General features: G+C 60.6%; 19 protein-coding genes. 16 read left to right on the forward strand and 3 right to left on the reverse strand.

Translation table 11 applies throughout. The features are described 5' to 3' along the window. Positions 1-2: 2 nt before the first annotated feature. The 3 genes from AC0JZ8_RS07400 to AC0JZ8_RS07410 are packed head-to-tail and all read left to right on the forward strand — an operon-like array spanning position 3 to position 1,396. On the forward strand, positions 3-296 hold the full coding sequence (locus tag AC0JZ8_RS07400) for a YciI-like protein (protein WP_062462464.1): 294 nt from the start codon (positions 3-5) through the stop codon (positions 294-296). 7 nt (positions 297-303) lie between these two features. Next, positions 304-744, forward strand: coding sequence for an EVE domain-containing protein (locus AC0JZ8_RS07405; protein ID WP_062462467.1), 441 nt, complete (start codon positions 304-306; stop codon positions 742-744). 7 nt (positions 745-751) lie between these two features. Then, the gene (locus tag AC0JZ8_RS07410; protein WP_471892172.1) at positions 752-1,396 is read left to right on the forward strand and encodes a class I SAM-dependent methyltransferase; all 645 of its coding nucleotides are present in this window, start codon (positions 752-754) and stop codon (positions 1,394-1,396) included. 5 nt (positions 1,397-1,401) lie between these two features. On the opposite strand, the gene AC0JZ8_RS07415 is transcribed toward AC0JZ8_RS07410, so the two are convergent. Continuing rightward, positions 1,402-1,896 carry a hypothetical protein gene (locus AC0JZ8_RS07415; RefSeq protein ID WP_062462473.1) on the reverse strand — a complete coding sequence of 165 codons (495 nt, stop codon included), beginning with the start codon at positions 1,894-1,896 and terminating at the stop codon, positions 1,402-1,404. A gap of 285 nt (positions 1,897-2,181) precedes the next feature. Here AC0JZ8_RS07415 and sdhC point away from each other — a divergent pair, with 285 nt between their 5' ends. The 13 genes from sdhC (at position 2,182) to lpdA (ending at position 17,254) form a co-directional block, all read left to right on the forward strand. Continuing rightward, positions 2,182-2,574, forward strand: coding sequence for a succinate dehydrogenase, cytochrome b556 subunit (sdhC, locus tag AC0JZ8_RS07420; RefSeq protein WP_062462475.1), 393 nt, complete (start codon positions 2,182-2,184; stop codon positions 2,572-2,574). Positions 2,575-2,586: 12 nt separating this feature from the next. Continuing rightward, entirely contained in the window at positions 2,587-2,967 is a 381-nt protein-coding gene (gene sdhD / locus AC0JZ8_RS07425) for a succinate dehydrogenase, hydrophobic membrane anchor protein (protein WP_062462477.1), read from the forward strand. A 6-nt stretch (positions 2,968-2,973) separates the two neighbouring features. Next, positions 2,974-4,827 carry a succinate dehydrogenase flavoprotein subunit gene (gene sdhA / locus AC0JZ8_RS07430; RefSeq protein WP_062462480.1) on the forward strand — a complete coding sequence of 618 codons (1,854 nt, stop codon included), beginning with the start codon at positions 2,974-2,976 and terminating at the stop codon, positions 4,825-4,827. 17 nt (positions 4,828-4,844) lie between these two features. Further along, on the forward strand, positions 4,845-5,624 hold the full coding sequence (locus AC0JZ8_RS07435) for a succinate dehydrogenase iron-sulfur subunit (protein WP_062462483.1): 780 nt from the start codon (positions 4,845-4,847) through the stop codon (positions 5,622-5,624). Between the two features lie 201 nt (positions 5,625-5,825). Continuing rightward, positions 5,826-6,365, forward strand: a complete 540-nt coding sequence (locus tag AC0JZ8_RS07440; RefSeq protein WP_062462486.1) for a protease inhibitor Inh/omp19 family protein — start codon at positions 5,826-5,828, stop codon at positions 6,363-6,365. A gap of 21 nt (positions 6,366-6,386) precedes the next feature. Then, a complete protein-coding gene (gene zapE, locus AC0JZ8_RS07445; protein ID WP_062462489.1) occupies positions 6,387-7,550 on the forward strand; it encodes a cell division protein ZapE in 1,164 nt (387 codons plus the stop codon). A 173-nt stretch (positions 7,551-7,723) separates the two neighbouring features. After that, complete coding sequence (gene mdh / locus AC0JZ8_RS07450; protein ID WP_471892173.1) at positions 7,724-8,686, forward strand: malate dehydrogenase; 963 nt, start codon at positions 7,724-7,726, stop codon at positions 8,684-8,686. 34 nt (positions 8,687-8,720) lie between these two features. Continuing rightward, positions 8,721-9,914, forward strand: a complete 1,194-nt coding sequence (sucC, locus tag AC0JZ8_RS07455) for an ADP-forming succinate--CoA ligase subunit beta (protein WP_062581685.1) — start codon at positions 8,721-8,723, stop codon at positions 9,912-9,914. A gap of 15 nt (positions 9,915-9,929) precedes the next feature. Beyond that, positions 9,930-10,832 (forward strand): succinate--CoA ligase subunit alpha, encoded by a 903-nt coding sequence (sucD, locus tag AC0JZ8_RS07460; protein ID WP_062581687.1) that lies wholly within the window; start codon positions 9,930-9,932, stop codon positions 10,830-10,832. A 243-nt stretch (positions 10,833-11,075) separates the two neighbouring features. After that, positions 11,076-14,075 (forward strand): 2-oxoglutarate dehydrogenase E1 component, encoded by a 3,000-nt coding sequence (locus tag AC0JZ8_RS07465; RefSeq protein ID WP_062581691.1) that lies wholly within the window; start codon positions 11,076-11,078, stop codon positions 14,073-14,075. A 61-nt stretch (positions 14,076-14,136) separates the two neighbouring features. Continuing rightward, a complete protein-coding gene (gene odhB, locus AC0JZ8_RS07470; RefSeq protein ID WP_471892174.1) occupies positions 14,137-15,387 on the forward strand; it encodes a 2-oxoglutarate dehydrogenase complex dihydrolipoyllysine-residue succinyltransferase in 1,251 nt (416 codons plus the stop codon). 15 nt (positions 15,388-15,402) lie between these two features. After that, complete coding sequence (locus AC0JZ8_RS07475; RefSeq protein WP_062581695.1) at positions 15,403-15,816, forward strand: MAPEG family protein; 414 nt, start codon at positions 15,403-15,405, stop codon at positions 15,814-15,816. 31 nt (positions 15,817-15,847) lie between these two features. Then, on the forward strand, positions 15,848-17,254 hold the full coding sequence (lpdA, locus tag AC0JZ8_RS07480; protein WP_062581696.1) for a dihydrolipoyl dehydrogenase: 1,407 nt from the start codon (positions 15,848-15,850) through the stop codon (positions 17,252-17,254). Between the two features lie 91 nt (positions 17,255-17,345). On the opposite strand, the gene AC0JZ8_RS07485 is transcribed toward lpdA, so the two are convergent. Further along, a complete protein-coding gene (locus tag AC0JZ8_RS07485; RefSeq protein ID WP_471892175.1) occupies positions 17,346-18,416 on the reverse strand; it encodes a TraB/GumN family protein in 1,071 nt (356 codons plus the stop codon). Positions 18,417-18,494: 78 nt separating this feature from the next. Further along, positions 18,495-19,430 (reverse strand): tyrosine recombinase XerC, encoded by a 936-nt coding sequence (locus AC0JZ8_RS07490; protein WP_471892176.1) that lies wholly within the window; start codon positions 19,428-19,430, stop codon positions 18,495-18,497. Between the last annotated feature and the right edge of the window lie 14 nt (positions 19,431-19,444).

Below are 19,444 nucleotides of genomic sequence, written 5' to 3' on the forward strand. Positions count from 1 at the left end.
CGATGCTGTTTGCCTTCCTCTGCACCGACAAGCCCGGCCATCTCAACGTCCGGATGGAAACCCGTCCGGTCCATCTCGAACATCTCAACAAGCTGAATGCCGACGGCACGCTGAAGTTTGCCGGTCCTTTCCTTGACGATGAAGGCAAGCCGAATGGCAGCCTGGTCGTGGTTGAAGCCGCCGATATGGCGGCTGCCCGCACGCTTGCCGAGGCGGATCCCTATTACCTCGCCGGCCTGTTCGAGACGGTCGATGTGAAGCCGTGGAACTGGACGATCAACAAGCCTGCTGAGTGAGGTAACCATGGCCTATTGGCTCTATAAATCCGAACCGGATGTCTGGTCCTGGGAGCAGCAGAAGGCCAAGGGAAAAGCCGGCGAGGAATGGACCGGCGTGCGCAACTATCAGGCCCGCAACAACATGCGGGCCATGAAGATCGGCGACAAGGGTTTCTTCTATCACTCCAACGAGGGGCTGGAGATTGTCGGCATCGTCGAGGTTTGCGCGCTGTCGCATCCGGATAGTTCGGCCAAGGGCGATCCGAAGTGGGACTGCGTCGATATTCGCGCCGTCGAGGATGTGCCGAAGCCGATCACGCTGAAGGACATCAAGGCAAATCCGCAGTTCGAGAAGATGGCACTTGTCACCTCGATGCGGCTTTCCGTACAGCCGGTGACGGAAGAGGAATATCTCGAGATCTGCCGCTTGGGTGGTGTCAAGAACCCGCCCCGCTCGCCGGACTGACGCGTCCTTGAAAACCGACCCTGCGACCTTCATCCTCGCCAACACGGATGTCACCGCGCCGCCGCATGTTCCGGAGATCCGGCTTCATCTGGCGACCGAGGCGCATGACCTCTGGCTGAAGACCGAGGAAGAGTTGCAGGCGATCGGTCTGCCGCCGCCGTTCTGGGCCTTTGCCTGGGCCGGCGGGCAGGGGCTCGCCCGCTACATCCTCGATCATCCGCAGACGGTTGCCGGCAAGCGGGTGCTGGATTTCGCATCGGGATCCGGGCTGGTGGCGATCGCGGCGAAACAGGCTGACGCAGCGCATGTGTTGGCCGCCGATATCGATCCCTGGACGGAAGCTGCGGTGAGGCTCAACGCCGCAGAAAACCACGTTGAGATATCCTTCACGTCGCAAGATCTGATCGGGCGAGAGATCGAGGTGGATGTGCTGCTCGCCGGCGACGTGTTCTACGATCGCGGCATGGCCGATCTGTTGATACCGTGGTTTACCCGGTTATCGGAAGCGGGAAAGGTCGTTCTGGTCGGTGATCCCGGCAGGAGCTACTGCCCCAAGGATCGGCTTACCGAGATGGCCGTCTACCAGGTACCCGTCACCCGGGCACTTGAAGACAGCGAGGTCAAAAAGACGACCGTGTGGCGGTTCGCCTGAGACGACTATCGGCCGCCTCGAATGACGCAGACGCCGGCTTCAAACGAGCAGGATTTGTTCGAGGCCACCGCGTTGCCGCCCATCTCCTGCGCTACATCGATCACCTTGGCTTTCGGGGCGAGTGCCAGACTGCGGCGTTCCTGCTGCGGCCAGTAGATATCGTCGCGCACAAAATAGGTCCCATTGCCAGGGACCGAGTAGGCCTGGATCGAACCTGCATAGGTATCAATCCCGCGCGTGAAGGATGACGAGCCCCGATCAAAGCGACCCGATGCATAAGTACGGGTCATCCGGTTGATCTCGGCAGGACGGTTGCGTCGTCCGTCACCCTGGCGATCCCAGCGATTGTTTTCGACGAACTGGTGGCGATGGCCTCTGTCGTATCCACGGTCGGCATAGCCCTGATGGTGATGCCTGCGATCTGCCGCGGAAGCGACTGATGCGAAGGCTGCAAGCACTGCTGCGGCGATGACAAGGGGCTTGATCCGGTGACTGATCATGACGAACTCCGCGACACACAGGTTAACGAAACATTAACATGGAGCGAAAGCGGGTTTCTGGCAAGAAACCAATTGTTCGGGTTTGCCAGATATCGTGCCGCGATCTGGCAAACCCGAGACCTTGAGAAAAACACAATCGATTAAATTCTCGATCGTTTAGAATTGTTCTTGTCGTTGGGGAATTCCAAGATTAAACCACGCGAATGATGCAATGCACATTTTCTCGGCAGCGTGCATTGCCAAGGGCTCCCGCTCTTTGACGCATTACGACGCCGCGAGGTTCTGATGGCGAATGTGACTAACAACCGGCCTCTGTCGCCGCATCTCTCAATCTACAAGCCAATCCCCACAATGGTCATGTCGATCGTTCACCGTATCACCGGTGGCGCTCTGTATTTCGGCACGATCCTTGTCGCGTGGTGGCTGATCGCTGCAGCAAGCGGCCCGGCTTACTACGACTGGGCCAACTGGGCGCTCGGCAGCATTCCCGGCAAGCTGGTTCTTCTCGGCTATACATGGGCGCTGATCCACCACATGCTCGGCGGCTTCCGCCACTTCATGTGGGACTTGGGCCGTGGCTTCGAGAAGGAATTTTCGACCAAGCTCGCCATCGCCAACATCATCGCATCGCTCTGTCTGACCGTGCTGGTCTGGGTGGTCGGCTTCATCGTTCGCTAAGGAACAGCTTCCATGGATATGCGCACCCCGCTCGGTAAGGTCCGCGGACTGGGCTCCGCCAAAGACGGTACCGAACATTTCTGGCGCCAGCGGATGACCGCCGTCGCCAACGTGCCGTTGATGACCTTTTTCGTGATCTTCATGATCATTTATGCCGGCAAGCCGTTTGCCGAAGTGGTCGAGGCGCTGTCGAACCCGTTCGTCGCTGTTGTCATGGGCCTTGTCGTGATCTCGGGCATCATCCACATGAAGCTCGGCATGCAGGTCATCATCGAGGACTACGTGCACAGCGAGTTCGCGAAGGTCCTGTTCGTCATGCTCAACACATTCTTCTCGATCCTGATCGCCGGGCTCTGTCTGTTCGCCGTTCTGAAGATCGCTTTCGTAGGATAATCCGTCATGGCATCCGTCACCCCCATCGCTTCAGGCGCCTCTCAGACCGGCAAGGCCTATACCTATGTCGACCATTCCTACGACGTGATCGTCGTGGGTGCCGGCGGTGCAGGATTGCGCGCCACGCTCGGCATGGCCGAACAGGGCTTCAAGACGGCCTGCATCACCAAGGTCTTCCCGACCCGTTCGCACACCGTCGCCGCACAGGGCGGCATTGCCGCCTCGCTGCAGAACATGACACCCGATTCGTGGCAGTGGCATCTCTATGATACCGTCAAGGGTTCCGACTGGCTCGGCGACGTCGACGCCATGCAGTACATGGTCATGGAAGCGCCCAAGGCCGTCTATGAACTCGAGCACTACGGCGTGCCTTTCTCGCGCAACGAAGAAGGCAAGATCTACCAGCGCCCGTTCGGCGGCCACATGCAGAACTTCGGTGCCGGCCCGCCGGTGCAGCGCACCTGCGCTGCCGCTGACCGCACCGGCCACGCCATCCTCCACACGCTCTACGGCCAGTCGCTGAAGCACAATGCGGAATTCTTCATCGAGTATTTCGCGCTCGACCTCATCATGTCGGTTGACGGTCGTTGCACCGGCGTCGTTGCCTGGAACCTCGACGACGGCACGATCCATCGCTTTACCGCCAAGATGGTGGTTCTGGCGACCGGCGGTTACGGCCGCGCCTATTTCTCGGCAACCTCTGCCCATACCTGCACCGGCGACGGTGGCGGCATGGTCGCACGTGCCGGCATGCCTCTTCAGGACATGGAATTCGTCCAGTTCCACCCGACCGGCATCTATGGCTCGGGCTGTCTCATCACCGAGGGTGCACGCGGCGAAGGCGGCTACCTCGTGAATTCCGAGGGCGAGCGCTTCATGGAGCGCTATGCGCCATCCGCGAAGGATCTGGCCTCCCGTGACGTGGTCTCGCGTTGCATGACGCTGGAAATCCGCGAAGGCCGCGGCGTCGGCAAGAACAAGGACCACATCTTCCTGCATCTCGACCATCTCGATCCGGCCGTCCTGCACGAACGCCTTCCCGGCATTTCCGAAAGCGCCAAGATCTTTGCGGGCGTCGACGTGACGCGCGAACCGATCCCGGTTCTGCCGACCGTGCATTACAACATGGGCGGCATCCCCACCAATTACTGGGGCGAGGTGCTGAATGCGGACGCCAACAACCCGGAACGCATCCTGCCTGGCCTTATGGCCGTCGGTGAAGCGGGTTGCGCCTCGGTGCACGGTGCCAACCGTCTCGGCTCCAACTCGCTGATCGATCTCGTCGTGTTTGGCCGTGCCGCCGCCATCCGCGCCGGCCAGGTGATCGACCGCGAAGGACCGATCCCGGCACTGAACACGGCCGCCTGCGACAAGATCATGGACCGCTTCGACAGCCTTCGCCACGCCAGCGGCTCGACGCCGACGGCGATCCTGCGCGACAAGATGCAGCGCACCATGCAGGATGATGCCGCCGTGTTCCGCACACAGGAGTCGCTGGAATCCGGTTGCAAGCGCATGTCGGCAATCTGGGGCGAAATGCGCGACGTGAAGGTGACCGACCATTCGATGATCTGGAACTCGGATCTCGTCGAAACGCTCGAACTGCATAACCTGATGGCGAACGCGATCACCACGGTCTACGGTGCCGAAGCGCGCAAGGAGAGCCGCGGCTCTCATGCACGCGAGGACTATACGGACGGCGCGTTTTCCGGCCGCGACGATGTGACCTGGCGCAAGCACACGCTTGCCTGGGTCAACGACGCGGGCGACGTGAAGCTCGACTATCGCCCGGTCCACACGGACCTGATCGCTGACGGCATCGACCCTTACAAGATCGAGCCGAAAGCCCGCGTGTATTGATCTGAGGAAACTGGAACATGGTTGAACTCGCTCTGCCCAAGAATTCCCAGATGACCGAAGGCAAGGTCTGGCCGAAGCCGGATGGTGCCACGAACGTCCGGGAATACCGCGTCTACCGCTGGAGCCCGGACGACGGCCAGAACCCGCGGATCGATACGTTCTACATCGATATCGACGATTGCGGCCCGATGGTTCTCGATGGTCTTCTCTACATCAAGAACAATATCGACCCGACGCTGACACTGCGCCGTTCGTGCCGCGAAGGCATTTGCGGTTCCTGCGCCATGAACATCGACGGCACCAACACGCTTGCCTGCACCAAGGGCATGGACGACGTGAAGGGAACGGTCAAAGTCTATCCGCTGCCGCATATGCCTGTGGTCAAGGACCTGGTTCCGGATCTCACGAACTTCTACGCCCAGCACCGCTCGATCGAGCCCTGGCTGAAGACCGTCTCGCCGACACCTGCCAAGGAATGGAAGCAGAGCCACGACGACCGCCAGAAACTCGACGGTCTCTACGAGTGCATCCTCTGCGCCTGCTGCTCGGCATCCTGTCCCAGCTACTGGTGGAACGGCGACCGCTATCTCGGTCCGGCTGTTCTGCTTCAGGCCTATCGCTGGCTGATCGACTCCAGAGACGAAGCCAAGGGCGAGCGCCTCGACAACCTCGAGGATCCGTTCCGGCTCTATCGCTGCCACACGATCATGAACTGCGCGCAGACCTGCCCGAAGGGTCTGAACCCTGCCAAGGCGATTGCCGAAATCAAGAAGATGATGGTCGAGCGCCGCGTCTAGTAAAACCTTACAGTATCCCGACCCTGCAGACGCACGGTCGGGATTTTTCGATTAAAACAGCTCGCGTAATCGTGACAGTTGTCGTGCCTTCGCCAAATAGCGCCGGTATGACTTGATTAACTAAGTCCTTTTACGGTAATTCCGTCTCAATTGAATGGATCAGTTCCATGCAGAGATGCGGCTGAAAGCAGGAGTTTTGTGATGCAGTTCAGATATGTGGCGACAGGCGTTGTTCTTGCGCTGGCTCTTGCCGGTTGCCAGAGGACGTCCAATACCTCCCCTTATGCTGATCTGCCAGCACAGCCCTCCCGGCCCGCGCCGCTTCAGGCACAGCCTGTTCAGGGTGTGCAGGGCGGCCAGCTTCCACCTCCGGGTGGTGCAGCCCAATATCCGACGGCGCCTCAGGGAGGCCAGCAGATGGCATCCGTCGATCCGAATGCTGCGGCGCCTGCCAATGCTCTCGATATTACCAAGCAGCAGATGGTCGGCAACTGGCGCGTTGCCAATGGCGGCTCGTCCTGCGACATGTTCCTGACGCTCACCAATCTCGGCAGCGGATCGCGCGGCGGCACCCGTGGCTGCTCCGGCGAACTGACGACGATGGGTTCGTGGGAAGTGTCGGGCAAGATGGTTCAGTTCAAGAACCGCGCCGGCGACGTCATCGGCCGCGTCTACAAGAGCGGCGATACCCGTTTCGACGGCACCACCAATTCGGGCCAGCCTCTCGGTCTCAGCCGGTAAACGGTCTGCGGAGGCGGCAGGGTGGAGCCGATCCCGGACTACACATCGAGCGTCGGTGAAGAGCTGAAGGCACTGGCGGCGTCCGGGGTGCTGACGCCGGACACTGCGCAGATGCAGGTGGCCGCCAAGCTCGACCACATTCTCAAATGCTTCAGAGACACGAAGCCAGCCAAGAAGACGAGTGCTCTCGGCTGGCTGTTTGCCCGCGGTGGCGGCAAGCCGCGGGAAATCCGCGGGCTTTATGTGCATGGCAGCGTCGGTCGCGGCAAGACCATGCTGATGGACATGTTCTTCAAGAAGGCATCCATCGCAAAAAAGCGGCGTCTGCACTTTCACGAATTCATGGCCGACGTGCATGGACGTATCCACGAGCACCGTCAAAAGCTGAAACGCGGCGAGACGAAACAGGCAGATCCGGTGCCGCCGATCGCTGCGGCCCTGTTCGCAGAAGCGGAACTTCTCTGCTTCGACGAATTCTCGGTGACCGATATCACCGATGCGATGATCCTTGCACGTCTGTTCACGGAATTGTTCGGCCTTGGATGCGTTCTCGTCGCGACATCGAACGTAGCCCCCGACGATCTCTACAGGGATGGCCTCAACCGCGGTCTGTTCACGCCGTTCATCGCGCTGCTCGGCCGCTACGTGGATGTCGTCACGCTGGACTCGCCAACCGATTACCGGATGCAGAAGCTGGCGAGCCTGCCCGTCTATGTGACGCCTCTAAGCCCCCAAGCCGATCTGGCGATCGAAAACACCTGGCATCAGGTGATCGACGGCGAGAAGGCGAGCCCTGTCGAGTTGCCGATGAAAGGTCGCACCATCAAGGTGCCGCTGGCGTCCGGCCGGGCTGCACGGTTCAGCTTCTCGGACTTGTGTGAAAAACCGCTAGGCGCGTCGGACTATCTGGCGATCGCCGATCGCTTTGACGCTGTCTTCATTGAGCACGTCCCGCAGCTCGGACCCGAAAAGCGCAACGCAACCAAGCGCTTCATCAATCTCGTCGATGCGTTCTACGACCATTCGGTCAGACTCTACGTCTCCGCCGCGAGCGAACCGGATCAGCTTTTGTTGGAGAAGCGCGGCACCGAGGGGTTCGAGTTCGATCGAACAATCTCCCGTCTCTGGGAGATGCGGAGCGCCGATTACCTCGCTCTGCACAACGCAAAGCGTCAAGAAGCCTGACACTTTCATGACAGAAGTTCTTACGTTTACGTAAGGTAATTGATATCTAACCGATTGAAAAATATCACTCCGAAATAATCGATTGCGATTTTTCCGATATGGCGCTATCGGTGGCGCCGCACGTGAACCTGCTATGACTTGACGCAGGTAAAGTCTTGAGAGGAAGCTTTTCGATGGCGCGCAAGAAAATTGCACTTATTGGTTCGGGCATGATCGGTGGCACGCTGGCACATCTTGCCAGCCTGAAGGAGCTGGGCGACATCGTCCTCTTCGACATTGCTGACGGCATCCCGCAGGGCAAGGGCCTCGATATTGCCCAGTCCGGTCCCGTCGAAGGCTTCAACGCCAAGCTTTCCGGTGCCAGCGACTATTCCGCCATCGAAGGCGCTGATGTCTGCATCGTCACTGCCGGCGTTGCCCGCAAGCCCGGCATGAGCCGCGACGATCTGCTCGGCATCAACCTGAAGGTGATGGAACAGGTCGGCGCCGGTATCAAGAAATACGCCCCGAACGCATTCGTCATCTGCATCACCAACCCGCTCGATGCGATGGTCTGGGCTCTGCAGAAGTTCTCCGGCCTGCCGAAGAACATGGTCGTCGGCATGGCCGGCGTTCTCGACTCGGCTCGTTTCCGCCTGTTCCTGTCGGAAGAATTCAACGTTTCCGTCCAGGACGTCACGGCCTTCGTTCTCGGCGGCCACGGCGACACGATGGTGCCGCTCGCCCGCTACTCGACCGTTGGCGGCGTTCCGCTCACCGATCTCGTCAAGATGGGCTGGGTCACTGCCGAGCGTCTCGAAGAAATCATCCAGCGCACCCGTGACGGTGGCGCTGAAATCGTCGGCCTGCTGAAGACCGGTTCTGCCTACTACGCTCCGGCTGCTTCGGCGATCGAGATGGCCGAATCCTTCCTCAAGGACAAGAAGCGCGTTCTGCCTGCCGCTGCTTACCTGTCCGGCCAGTACGGCGTGAAGGACATGTATGTCGGCGTTCCCACGATCATCGGTGCCGGTGGTGTCGAGCGGATCATCGAAGTCGAATTCAACAAGGACGAAGAAGCTGCCTTCCAGAAGTCGGTCGGCGCTGTTTCGGCTCTCTGCGAAGCCTGCATCAATATCGCGCCTGCGCTGAAGTAATCGCCTTCGGGCGCACGGATTTAAGGATACCTCGATGAACATTCATGAATATCAGGCCAAGGCCCTCCTGAAGGGTTATGGCGCACCGGTTGCGGAAGGTGTGGCAATCTTCTCCGCAGAAGAAGCCGAAGCTGCTGCAAAGCAGCTGCCGGGTCCGCTTTATGTGGTCAAGAGCCAGATCCATGCTGGTGGCCGCGGCAAGGGCAAGTTCAAGGAACTCGGACCGGAAGCAAAGGGCGGCGTTCGCCTGGCTTTCTCGATCGATGAAGCCAAGAGCCATGCCAAGGAAATGTTCGGCAACACGCTGGTCACCGCGCAGACCGGCGATGCCGGCAAGCAGGTCAACCGCCTCTATATCGAAGATGGCGCAGACATTGCCCGCGAACTCTATTGCTCGCTGCTCGTCGACCGCTCGGTCGGCCGCGTTGCCTTCGTCGTTTCGACCGAAGGCGGCATGGACATCGAAGCTGTCGCTCACGACACGCCCGAGAAGATCCACACGATCGCGATCGATCCGGAAGCCGGCGTGACTGAAGCAGACATCGCTGCGATCTCTTCGGCGCTTGAACTGTCGGGTGCTGCTGCGGAAGATGCAAAGTCGCTGTTCCCGCTGCTCTACAAGGCCTTCAACGAGAAGGACATGGCGCTCCTCGAGATCAACCCGCTGATCGTCATGAAGGACGATCATCTGCGCGTTCTCGATGCCAAGATGTCGTTCGACGGCAACGCGATCTTCCGCCATGACGACGTCAAGGCGCTGCGCGACGAGTCGGAAGAAGACGCCAAGGAAATCGAAGCGTCCAAGTGGGACCTCGCTTACGTGGCGCTCGACGGCAACATCGGCTGCATGGTCAACGGTGCCGGTCTCGCGATGGCGACGATGGACATCATCAAGCTGTACGGCAAAGAGCCTGCAAACTTCTGCGACGTTGGCGGTGGCGCCGGCAAGGAGAAGGTCGCAGCTGCGTTCAAGATCATCACGGCTGACCCGAAGGTCGAGGGCATCCTCGTCAACATCTTCGGCGGCATCATGAAGTGCGACGTCATCGCCGAAGGCGTTGTCGCAGCGGTTCAGGAAGTCGGCCTCAAGGTTCCGCTCGTCGTGCGCCTCGAAGGCACCAATGTCGAGCTGGGCAAGAAGATCCTCAACGAATCGGGTCTTGCGATCACGGCTGCTGACGATCTCGACGATGCTGCCAAGAAGATCGTCGCGGCGATCAAAGCCTAATTTGGGGACCTGATAATGTCTATTCTCGTCAATAAGAATACCAAGGTCCTGGTTCAGGGCCTGACCGGCAAGACCGGCACGTTCCACACCGAACAGGCGCTTGCCTACTACGGCACGCAGATGGTCGGTGGTATCCATCCGAAGAAGGGTGGCGAAACCTGGACCGGTTCGAAGGGTGAAAGCCTGCCGATCTATGCGACCGTTGCCGAAGCCAAGGAAAAGACCGGCGCCGATGCGTCCGTGATCTACGTTCCGCCGGCCGGTGCGGCTGACGCGATCATCGAGGCGATCGAAGCCGAGATCCCGTTCATCACCTGCATCACCGAAGGCATTCCGGTCATGGACATGGTTCGCGTCAAGGCTCGCCTCGACCGTTCCAGCTCGCGCCTGCTCGGCCCGAACTGCCCGGGCGTTCTCACGCCGGAAGAATGCAAGATCGGCATCATGCCGGGCTCGATCTTCCGCAAGGGTTCGGTCGGTATCGTGTCGCGCTCCGGCACGCTGACCTATGAAGCCGTGTTCCAGACGTCCAACGAAGGCCTCGGCCAGACGACGGCTGTCGGCATCGGCGGCGATCCGGTCAAGGGCACCGAGTTCATCGACATCTTGGAAATGTTCCTCGCAGACGAAGCCACGCAGTCGATCATCATGATCGGCGAAATCGGCGGCTCGGCTGAAGAAGAAGCGGCACAGTTCCTGATCGACGAAGCCAAGAAGGGCCGCAAGAAGCCGATGGCAGGCTTCATCGCCGGCCGGACCGCTCCGAAGGGCCGCACCATGGGCCATGCCGGTGCTGTCGTTTCCGGCGGCAAGGGCGATGCGGAATCCAAGATCGCTGCCATGGAAGCAGCCGGTATCAAGGTTTCGCCTTCACCGGCACGTCTCGGCACGACGCTGGTTGAAGTCCTCAAGGGCTAACGCCACATAAAGGTCACCCATCGCCGATAGATAGACGGCGATGGACCAGACATCAAATGACCCGCGGGTTGCTGCATGCGACCTGCGGGTAAGTCGCTCAAGGGTAGGTCTACCCGAGGTAGGTCTACTAAAGAGCGGCGCCGCTCGCAGCGGTATCGAGCCATACGTCAGAGAATGCGGTTTCCGGTCAATTCATCCGGTGCCGATCAGGTCAGGAGGCGGGCGCGGCGCCCGCGGGAAGCAATGGCACGGCAAGAAGCCAACGAACAGTTCCTCATCACGTCTTTCCTCGATGGTGCGAACGCTGCCTATATCGAGCAGCTCTATGGGCGCTACGAAAGTGATCCAACGTCGCTTTCCGAGGAATGGCAGGCCTTCTTCAAGGCGCTGGCAGACAGCCCCGAAGATGTCAGGAAGGCGGCGCAGGGCGCCTCCTGGAAACGTTCGAACTGGCCGATCCCCGCCAATGGCGATCTGATCTCGGCACTCGACGGCAACTGGCCGATCGTCGAAAAGGCGATCGAGACTAAGGTCAAGGCGAAGGCGGAAGCATCCGCTGCAGTGACCGGCCAGCCGGTGCAGCAGACCGACGTTCTGCAGGCGACCCGCGACAGCGTTCGCGCCATCATGATGATCCGCGCCTACCGCATGCGCGGCCACCTTCATGCCAAGCTCGATCCGCTCGGGATCGCGAGCCCGGTCGACGATTACAACGAGCTGTCGCCGAAGTCCTACGGCTTCGAAGAGAGCGATTACGATCGCAAGATCTTCATCGACAACGTTCTCGGCCTTGAATACGCGTCCGTTCGCGAAATGATCGAGATCCTCGAGCGCACCTATTGCTCGACCATCGGCGTCGAATTCATGCACATGTCCAACCCCGAGGAAAAGGGCTGGATCCAGGAGCGTATCGAAGGTCCCGCCAAGGGCGTCACGTTCACGCCTGAAGGCAAGAAGGCAATCCTTTCGAAGCTGGTCGAAGCCGAAGGCTACGAGCAGTTCCTCGACGTGCGCTTCAAGGGCACCAAGCGTTTCGGCCTGGATGGCGGTGAATCGCTTATCCCGGCGTTGGAGCAGATCATCAAGCGCGGCGGTCAGGAAGGCCTCGAGGAAGTCATCCTCGGCATGGCCCACCGCGGTCGTCTGAACGTCTTGACCAACGTCCTCGGTAAGCCACATCGCGCCGTGTTCCACGAGTTCAAGGGCGGTTCGTTCAAGCCCGACGAAGTCGAGGGTTCGGGCGACGTGAAGTACCATCTGGGTGCCTCGTCGGACCGTGAATTTGACGGCAACAAGGTTCACCTGTCGCTGACCGCCAACCCGTCTCACCTGGAAATCGTTAACCCTGTCGTCATGGGCAAGGCTCGCGCCAAGCAGGACATGCTGACCAAGGTCTGGGACAAGGACAACATCATTCCGCTGTCCGAGCGCGCCAAGGTTCTGCCGCTGCTGCTGCACGGCGATGCGGCCTTTGCCGGCCAGGGCGTGACGGCTGAAATTCTCGGCCTGTCGGGTCTGCGCGGCCACCGCGTGGCCGGCACGATGCATGTCATCATCAACAACCAGATCGGCTTCACCACCAATCCTGGCTTCTCGCGTTCGTCGCCTTATCCGTCGGACGTTGCTAAGATGATCGAGGCGCCGATCTTCCACGTCAACGGTGACGATCCGGAAGCGGTCGTTTACGCGGCCAAGATCGCCATCGAATACCGGATGAAGTTCCACAAGCCGGTCGTGGTCGACATGTTCTGCTACCGCCGCTTCGGCCATAACGAAGGCGACGAGCCTGCGTTCACGCAGCCGAAGATGTACAAGGTCATCCGCGCGCACAAGGCCGTGGCGGAGATCTATGCCGAACGTCTGATCGGCGAAGGTGTCATCACCGAAGGCGAATTCGAGAAGATGAAGGCCGACTGGCGAGCCAATCTCGAAACCGAATTCGAGGCCGGCCAGAGCTACAAGCCCAACAAGGCCGACTGGCTTGACGGCCAGTGGTCCGGCCTGCGTTCCGCCGACAATGCCGACGAGCAGCGTCGTGGCAAGACCGCGATGCCCATCAAGGATCTGAGAGAGATCGGTCGCAAGCTGTCGACCATTCCGGAAGGTTTTAACGCCCACCGCACGATCAAGCGTTTCATGGATAACCGTGCGCAGATGATCGAGACCGGTGAGGGGATCGACTGGGCCATGGCGGAAGCGCTGGCGTTCGGTTCGCTGACCGTCGAAGGCACGAAGATCCGTCTTTCGGGTCAGGATTGCGAACGCGGCACGTTCTCCCAGCGTCACTCGGTTCTCTACGATCAGGAAACCGAAGAGCGCTACATCCCGCTTTCCAACCTGCAGGCTGGCCAGGGCAAGTACGAAGTCATCAACTCGATGCTGTCGGAAGAGGCAGTGCTCGGGTTCGAATATGGCTACTCGCTGGCGCGTCCAAACGCGCTGACGCTATGGGAAGCCCAGTTCGGCGACTTCGCCAACGGTGCGCAGGTCGTGTTCGACCAGTTCATCTCGTCGGGTGAGCGCAAGTGGCTGCGCATGTCGGGTCTCGTCTGCCTTCTGCCGCATGGCTATGAAGGGCAGGGCCCGGAGCATTCCTCCGCCCGCCTGGAACGCTGGCTGCAGATGTGTGCCGAAGACAACATGCAGGTCGCAAACGTCACGACGCCATCAAACTACTTCCACATCCTGCGCCGTCAGGTGAAGCGCGACTTCCGCAAGCCGCTGATCCTGATGACGCCGAAGTCGCTGCTGCGCCACAAGCGCGCAACCTCGACACTGGCGGAAATGGCAGGCGAAAGCTCGTTCCACCGCCTGCTGTGGGACGACGCGGAGATGATCAAGGACGGTCCGATCAAGCTGCAGAAGGATGCGAAGATCCGTCGCGTCGTGATGTGCTCGGGCAAGGTCTATTACGATCTGCTGGAAGAGCGCGAAAAGCGCGGCATCGACGACATCTACCTGCTGCGCATCGAACAGCTCTATCCGTTCCCTGCCAAGGCGCTCATCAACGAGCTCAGCCGCTTCCGCAATGCGGAAATGGTCTGGTGCCAGGAAGAGCCGAAGAACATGGGTTCGTGGTCGTTCATCGATCCGTATCTGGAATGGGTTCTGGCGCATATCGATGCCAAGTATCAGCGCGTCCGTTACACGGGCCGTCCGGCAGCAGCATCGCCTGCAACCGGCCTGATGTCCAAGCATCTGGCACAGCTGGAAGCCTTCCTCGAAGACGCTCTCGGCGGCTGATTTTTCAGCCGTCTCCACCAATTGCTCCGAAACGATATCTGACAAACACGGAAAATAGATCATGGCCACCGAAATCCGCGTCCCTACCCTCGGCGAGTCCGTCAGCGAGGCAACCGTCGGCACCTGGTTCAAGAAGGTCGGCGACACGGTCAAGGCCGATGAGCCGCTGGTCGAACTGGAAACCGACAAGGTTACCGTCGAAGTCCCAGCTCCAGCCTCCGGCGTTCTGACAGAGATCGTCGCCCAGAACGGCGAGACCGTCGGCCTCGACGCACTGCTCGGCCAGATCTCGGCTGGCGGTGCTGCTGCCGGCACTGCAGCTCCTGCTGCACAGCCGGCCGAAGCTGCTCCGGCGAAGGCTGCCGAACCCGCAGCTGCTGCCCCGGCACCTGCTGCAGCGCCTGCCGGCGGATCGTCCATGCCGCCAGCACCGGCTGCCGCCAAGGTTGCTGCCGACAACAACATCTCCACTTCGGATGTCGACGGTTCCGGCAAGCGCGGTCAGGTGCTGAAGGGCGATGTGATCGCTGCCATTTCCAAGGTCCCGGCTGCTCCTGCCGCACCGGCTTCGGTTCCGGCAGCTCCCCGCCCGGTTTCGTCGGCTGACGATGCATCGCGCGAAGAGCGCGTGAAGATGACGCGTCTGCGCCAGACGATCGCCAAGCGCCTCAAGGATGCGCAGAACACAGCCGCCATGCTCACCACCTATAACGAGGTGGACATGAAGGCCGTGATGGATCTTCGCAACCGCTACAAGGACGTGTTCGAGAAGAAGCACGGCGTGAAGCTCGGCTTCATGGGCTTCTTCACCAAGGCCGTCACGCACGCGCTGAAGGAACTCCCGGCCGTCAACGCCGAGATCGACGGCACAGACCTCATCTACAAGAACTACTGCCACGTCGGCATGGCCGTCGGCACCGACAAGGGGCTCGTCGTTCCTGTCATCCGCGATGCCGACCAGCGCTCGATCGCCGGTGTCGAAAAGGAACTTGGCCGTCTCGCCAAGGCTGCCCGCGATGGTACGCTGTCGATGGCAGACATGCAGGGCGGCACGTTCACGATCACCAACGGTGGCGTCTACGGTTCGCTGATGTCGTCGCCGATCCTCAACGCGCCGCAGTCGGGTATCCTCGGCATGCACAAGATCCAGGAGCGTCCGGTCGCGATCGGCGGTCAGGTCGTGATCCGTCCTATGATGTATCTGGCGCTGTCCTACGATCACCGTATCGTCGACGGCAAGGAAGCGGTCACCTTCCTCGTGCGCGTCAAGGAAAGCCTCGAAGATCCGGAACGTCTGGTTCTCGATCTGTAATTTGCGGAGAGCAAAATGGACGCCGCTTCAGCCAATGCGACCTATCTCTTGGTACTTCTGTGCCTGAGTGTCGTCCTGCTTCTCGTGCATATTCTGCTGCAGGGGAATTTCGCCACCAAGGATCGCGGCACGGCATGGAATGCCGGTCCGCGGGACGGCGATAACGAACCCCAGAGCGTGATGGCCGGTCGTGCGGCCCGCGCTTCGCGAAACTACCAGGAAACCTATCCCGCCTTTATCGGCCTTTTGCTGGCGATGATCCTGACGGGTGACTCGTCGGGCTTTGGCCTGTTCGGGGCTGCGGTCTGGCTGGTGGCGCGTATCGTCTACATTCCACTTTATCTCAAGGGCATTCCCTATGTCCGCTCGCTTGTATGGCTGGTCAGCCTCGTCGGCCTTGCGCTGATGATGATCGCACTGTTCGTGTGACCGCCTCCTGCTCAATCAAAAGGATAGTCTGATGGCTTATGATGTTGTCGTAATCGGATCCGGCCCGGGCGGCTATGTCTGTGCAATCAAGGCGGCCCAGCTCGGCCTCAAGGTCGCTGTCGTCGAAAAGCGCTCCACCTACGGCGGTACCTGCCTCAACATCGGCTGCATTCCCTCCAAGGCGCTGCTGCATGCTTCGGAAATGTTTGCGCATGTGGCGCATGGCGTGGAAGAACTGGGCGTCGAGGTTCCGGCACCGACGCTGAACCTTTCGAAGATGATGGCCCACAAGGATGCGACGGTAAAGTCGAACACCGATGGCGTCGCCTTCCTGTTCAAGAAGAACAAGATCGACGGTTTCATCGGCACCGGCAAGATCGTTTCGGCCGGCAAGGTTTCGGTCACCGGTGAAGACGGCAAGGTCCAGGAAATCGAGACGAAGAACATCGTCATCGCCACCGGCTCCGACATCGCTGGAATTCCGGGCGTCAATGTCGACATCGACGAGAAGGTCATCGTCTCCTCGACGGGCGGTCTCACGCTCGACAAGGTTCCGGCCAACATGATCGTCGTCGGCGGCGGTGTGATCGGCATGGAACTCGGTTCGGTCTGGTCGCGTCTCGGCGCCAAGGTCACCGTGATCGAGTATCTCGACAAGCTGCTCGGCTCGATGGACGCGGACGTTTCCAAGCAGTTCCAGCGCATGATGGCCAAGCAGGGCATGGACATCCGCACGGAAGCCAAGGTTACCGGCGTCGAGAAGACAGAAACCGGCGCCAAGGTCACCTATGAGCCGGTCAAGGGTGGCGAAGCCGTCAGCCTCGAAGCCGATGTCGTGCTGATCTCCACCGGCCGCAAGCCATACACAGCAGGCCTTGGCCTCGAAGAAGCAGGCGTTGCGCTCGACAATCGCGGTCGCGTCGAAATCGACGGCGGCTACAAGACCAATGTTGCCGGCATTTACGCGATCGGCGACGTGGTGAAGGGCCCGATGCTGGCGCACAAGGCCGAAGACGAGGGCGTCGCTCTCGCAGAAATCCTGTCCGGCCAGCACGGACACGTGAACTACGACGTCATTCCGTCTGTCGTTTACACCCAGCCGGAAGTGGCATCGGTCGGCCGCACGGAAGAAGAGCTGAAGGCTGCAGGCATCGCCTACAAGGTTGGCAAGTTCCCGTTCACGGCGAACGGTCGCGCCCGCGCGATGCTCGCCACCGACGGCTTCGTCAAGATTCTCGCCGACAAGGAAACCGACCGCGTTCTCGGTGGCCATATTGTCAGCTTCGGCGCCGGCGACATGATCCACGAGATTGCCGTGCTGATGGAATTCAGCGGTTCGTCCGAAGATCTCGGCCGTACCTGCCACGCGCATCCGACCCTGTCGGAAGCCGTCAAGGAAGCCGCACTCGCGACCTTTGCCAAGCCGATCCATATGTGATCGGCGACAATATCGCATCGGAAAACCGGCCCCGTAACAGGGCCGGTTTTTTTGTGTCCGGTTGACGGGTGTACGTCCCTCGCCAGAGGGCTCAGTTCACAACGGTGACTGTGAAACCCTGTTTGCGCAAAAGCTCGACCAGGCCGTCATCGCCCGGCAGGTGCAGTGCGCCGACGGCGATGAAGGTGCTGCCTTCGTTGAGGATGGGTGCTGCGCGTTCGGCCATCAGCAGGTTGCGCTTGCGCACCACCAGTTCCTCGAATTCGGCATAGCCGCTATCATCGTCCTCGCCCTCAGGCACGACGGTCTTCAGGAAGGGGATGGTCATGCCCATGTCGCCGGAGAGATAGAGACCGGTCATCGTCTCGAAAACGTCGTCCAGCTTGGGGCCGAGCTTGATCGCTTCGATCAGCGACTTGATGTGGATATCGACTGGAATGGCAGCCAAGGTCGAAAGCTGCTCAGCGAAGGTCTCAAGCCCCTTCACCGACTTGCCGGCTTTCGCCGCATCCAGCGCCAGCTGCTTGTCGAGGAAAGGGGTGTTCTGGGTCTTGCGGGCCATCTCGCAGGCGGGCATCGAGACCAGACCCATCAGCAGCCAGGGCTTCATGCGTGAGACGGCAGCGAGCGGCACGCCGCGCTGTTTCAGGGCATCGCTGAGAAGTGCGAGATCATCCTTCGTCAGCAGGCTCTCGATCGAGGTGCCATCGGTAAACATCGTCAGCTCCGGCTTGGACAGCATGCCGGCCATTGCCTTCTGCTCGTCGAGCACTTCGTCTGACTCGACGACGATAGTCTTTGCTTCCTCGCGCGCGGCATCTGCGCCCTCAGGCATTTTCAGAACGCGTGGATCGGTCACATGCATGGTGCCGAGAAGGTAGGACGGGGGGAGGCCGGCTTTCTCGATTTTCCAGAAGATGCCGCGGCCGTTGGGGATTTTTTCGCCCTCTGCGACAACCTGCCGATAGGCGGCCGGATCGTTGGCCTTCATCTCCGCGATCAGGTCCCGCCCGGTGCAGGCCGGCGTCTCCGCGCGTGCGGCAAGCGAGGTGATCACGAGGCAGACCGAGGCCAGCAGCAGAACGTGCAGGGCGGCAAGCAACCAAAGCGCAGCCGTCTGGGCGCGTTGAAGGATTGTGCCGGCGAAAATGCTGCGGATCATGTCATCGGTCCCAATTGTTGGGCTCACCCTAGCGGGACTGCTCGAACAGCGGCTTAACCGATGTGGTTAAGGATGGGTTCATGCCCTTGGATGGGCGCGGTCGTAGACTTCGAGCAGTCTCGACGTATCGACGCCCGTATAGACCTGCGTGGTGGAAAGGCTGGCATGTCCCAGCAGTTCCTGGATCGTGCGCAGATCGCCGCCTCCGGCCAGAAGATGGGTCGCGAAGGAATGGCGCAGCGCATGCGGGGTGGCGCTGTCGGGGAGGTTGAACGCGCTTCTGAGCTTCTGCATCTCGCGCTGGATGATCGCCGGCTGCAGCGTCTTGCCGCGCGCACCGCGGAACATCGGGGCATCGCCGGCCAGGTGGTAGGGGCAGAGTTTCCGGTAGGTCTCGACCGCTTCGAGGATGACCGGAAGAAGCGGCACAATCCGCGTCTTGCCGCCTTTGCCGAGAATGCGAAGCGAGGTAGCGCCTGCATCGACATCGGCGGGCGTCAGGCCGAGCGCTTCCGAAATGCGCAGGCCGCAGCCGTAAAGCAGCGTCAGGATGGCCGCATCCCGTGCCGCGATCCATGGCTCCTCGTGCAGTTGCGCCTCTGAGGTGACGATGTTGAGCGCCTGGGTGTCGGTCAGCGGCTTCGGCAGTGATTTCGGCTGACGCGGGGCACGGATAGCACCGGCTGCGGCGGCATTCACCAGTCCCTTGCGCTCCAGATACCGCAGGAACGAGCGCAGCCCTGCCAGATGACGGCCGAGCGAACGCGCACCGGAGCCTTCGCGGCGCCGTGCAGCCAGAAAACTTCTCAAGTCTGCCGGACGCAGCGTATGGATGTCCGCAATCGTCGGCGGTCCGGCGAGGTGCGTGGTCAGAAAAGTCAGGAATTGCCGGGTGTCGCGCTCATAGGCATCGAGCGTGTTGGGCGAGAGCCGGCGCTCGCCACTCAGGCTTTCCAGCCATTCGCGGCGCCTCTCGAGAAGATCGGGGGCGGCGATAATGAGCAGTTCGTTCATGAGGGCGACGTTGA

It is taken from the genome of Velazquezella soli, from assembly GCF_977018685.1.

What these genes read in the sequence shown, in the direction of transcription:
- sdhC (WP_062462475.1), top strand. Translation starts at nt 2,182, where the DNA reads ATGGCGAATGTGACTAACAACCGGCCTCTGTCGCCGCATCTCTCAATC.
- sucC (WP_062581685.1), top strand. Translation starts at nt 8,721, where the DNA reads ATGAACATTCATGAATATCAGGCCAAGGCCCTCCTGAAGGGTTATGGC.
- lpdA (WP_062581696.1), top strand. Translation starts at nt 15,848, where the DNA reads ATGGCTTATGATGTTGTCGTAATCGGATCCGGCCCGGGCGGCTATGTC.
- AC0JZ8_RS07435 (WP_062462483.1), top strand. Translation starts at nt 4,845, where the DNA reads ATGGTTGAACTCGCTCTGCCCAAGAATTCCCAGATGACCGAAGGCAAG.
- AC0JZ8_RS07415 (WP_062462473.1), bottom strand. Translation starts at nt 1,896, where the DNA reads ATGATCAGTCACCGGATCAAGCCCCTTGTCATCGCCGCAGCAGTGCTT.
- AC0JZ8_RS07440 (WP_062462486.1), top strand. Translation starts at nt 5,826, where the DNA reads ATGCAGTTCAGATATGTGGCGACAGGCGTTGTTCTTGCGCTGGCTCTT.
- mdh (WP_471892173.1), top strand. Translation starts at nt 7,724, where the DNA reads ATGGCGCGCAAGAAAATTGCACTTATTGGTTCGGGCATGATCGGTGGC.
- AC0JZ8_RS07485 (WP_471892175.1), bottom strand. Translation starts at nt 18,416, where the DNA reads ATGATCCGCAGCATTTTCGCCGGCACAATCCTTCAACGCGCCCAGACG.
- sdhA (WP_062462480.1), top strand. Translation starts at nt 2,974, where the DNA reads ATGGCATCCGTCACCCCCATCGCTTCAGGCGCCTCTCAGACCGGCAAG.
- odhB (WP_471892174.1), top strand. Translation starts at nt 14,137, where the DNA reads ATGGCCACCGAAATCCGCGTCCCTACCCTCGGCGAGTCCGTCAGCGAG.
- AC0JZ8_RS07475 (WP_062581695.1), top strand. Translation starts at nt 15,403, where the DNA reads ATGGACGCCGCTTCAGCCAATGCGACCTATCTCTTGGTACTTCTGTGC.
- AC0JZ8_RS07465 (WP_062581691.1), top strand. Translation starts at nt 11,076, where the DNA reads ATGGCACGGCAAGAAGCCAACGAACAGTTCCTCATCACGTCTTTCCTC.
- AC0JZ8_RS07405 (WP_062462467.1), top strand. Translation starts at nt 304, where the DNA reads ATGGCCTATTGGCTCTATAAATCCGAACCGGATGTCTGGTCCTGGGAG.
- AC0JZ8_RS07490 (WP_471892176.1), bottom strand. Translation starts at nt 19,430, where the DNA reads ATGAACGAACTGCTCATTATCGCCGCCCCCGATCTTCTCGAGAGGCGC.
- sdhD (WP_062462477.1), top strand. Translation starts at nt 2,587, where the DNA reads ATGGATATGCGCACCCCGCTCGGTAAGGTCCGCGGACTGGGCTCCGCC.
- sucD (WP_062581687.1), top strand. Translation starts at nt 9,930, where the DNA reads ATGTCTATTCTCGTCAATAAGAATACCAAGGTCCTGGTTCAGGGCCTG.
- AC0JZ8_RS07400 (WP_062462464.1), top strand. Translation starts at nt 3, where the DNA reads ATGCTGTTTGCCTTCCTCTGCACCGACAAGCCCGGCCATCTCAACGTC.